Source organism: Pelagimonas sp., from assembly GCF_050633425.1.
Lineage (GTDB): Bacteria > Pseudomonadota > Alphaproteobacteria > Rhodobacterales > Rhodobacteraceae > Pelagimonas.
The window spans coordinates 1-1,470 of the sequence record NZ_JBOEGM010000060.1; the positions used below are offsets into that span (position 1 = coordinate 1).

Sequence of the window (1,470 nt, forward strand, 5' to 3'; positions counted from 1 at the left end):
GGACGGAGCTGCCGATTGTTCTGCCATGGCGAAGTTCCGCTTTCTATCGCGGTTCCTAGCTGTTTAGAGCATCTTTTGACGTTTATCCCAGGCCGCTGAGTGCCGTGAAGGAAGTGACAAAGAGGACCATGATGGCAACTTGACCAAGGAACCAGAACGCCGTCCTAATGTAGGGAATGTTGGCGAGGTAGACCGCAACAAAGCCGAGCCGAGCAACAACATAAACAAGGGCAGCGGCGTCGTAAATAAGACCGTCTGCATTCAGATAGAGAGCAACGGCGCAAATAGGGAGAAATGCCGCCAAGCTTTCGATGTTGTTAGCAATGGATCTTTCAATGCGTCGATCAAAATCGTGTTTCCTGATCGCCTCTGACCTTCGGCCTAAGCCCCAGCGCAGCCCGTGCGCGACAGCAATATAGGACCCATGGAAGAGCAACAAAATCACATGCAGGCCGCCCATAAGTAGTAAAGCCATCGGTAAGTTCATGCTGCGTCCCTTTCTCGTTGCCCTCGCTCAAACTTAAGCGAAGTGTATAAAGGAAAAAATGGACAAGAAAGGACATCTGGGGGCCAAATATGGACAGGCAGATCAATTGGGATGACTTGAAATTTCTTGTGGCGCTCGACACGTTCGGTGGTCTGAAAAAGGCAGCGGATCAGCTCGGATATAGCCATCAAACGGTCGCCAGGCGGATGAGATCCCTCGAGAAGGAACTGGGGGTTCGATTGACGGACACATCAGGTCAAAGATGGACCCTTACCCAAAAAGGAAAGGATGTTCTGGTTGTCGCTCAGCAAATGGAGCAAAAGGCTCATGAAGTCCTTCGGCTGTCGAACAACGAAGCAGAAGCATATTCTGGCAGGGTTGGAATCTCGTCTGTGAGTTGGGGTATGGATTTGATCGTTCTCCCCGCGTTGAAGGAAATTCAGTCCAAGTACCCGGATCTATCATTCGACCTGATCACTCAGGACGAAATGTGTAGTATTGAGGCCGGCGATGTCGATCTAGCCTTGAGATTTACCAAGACCCCGCCTCAAGATCTTATCGGCAACAAGATCGGTTCGGTGCGATTGGGGCTGTACGGTACAGCGGCCAATGCTGAGTTATTCAAGAAAACGCGTTATGCCGACATTACCTTCATTCAAATGTCGCACGCGCCGGTTCATCATGATCAATGGTTCGCTCTGGAAGATGCCCCGAAGCGCACGATGTTCGTAAATGATCTTCAAACCATGTTATTGGCTGTTCAGCATGGTCTTGGGGTGGCGCTATTGCCGACAGCTGTAGCGAACAACCAAGAAGCGCTGGTTCGCATGCCCGCTGAGCCAATCGTCACACAGAACTCTGCGTGGATTTTGCGGCATCAAGACAACCGCACATCAAACAAAGTGCGCGCCGTTGCGGCAGAAGTTGGCAAGATTGGCAAAAGAATTCTCGCAGCGTCCTAAGATCCTGTTCCAGCCATTCAT

At 51.0% G+C, this 1,470-nt stretch carries 2 protein-coding genes; one reads left to right on the top strand and one right to left on the bottom strand.

Going from position 1 to position 1,470, the window contains the following annotated elements:
* Positions 1 to 82: 82 nt before the first annotated feature.
* Positions 83 to 487, bottom strand: coding sequence for an MAPEG family protein (locus ACRBB0_RS26910; RefSeq protein ID WP_431377555.1), 405 nt, complete (start codon positions 485 to 487; stop codon positions 83 to 85).
* Positions 488 to 576: 89 nt separating this feature from the next.
* On the opposite strand from ACRBB0_RS26910, the gene ACRBB0_RS26915 reads away from it, so the two are divergent.
* The gene (locus ACRBB0_RS26915; RefSeq protein ID WP_431377556.1) at positions 577 to 1,449 is read left to right on the top strand and encodes a LysR family transcriptional regulator; all 873 of its coding nucleotides are present in this window, start codon (positions 577 to 579) and stop codon (positions 1,447 to 1,449) included.
* The last annotated feature ends 21 nt before the right edge of the window (positions 1,450 to 1,470 follow it).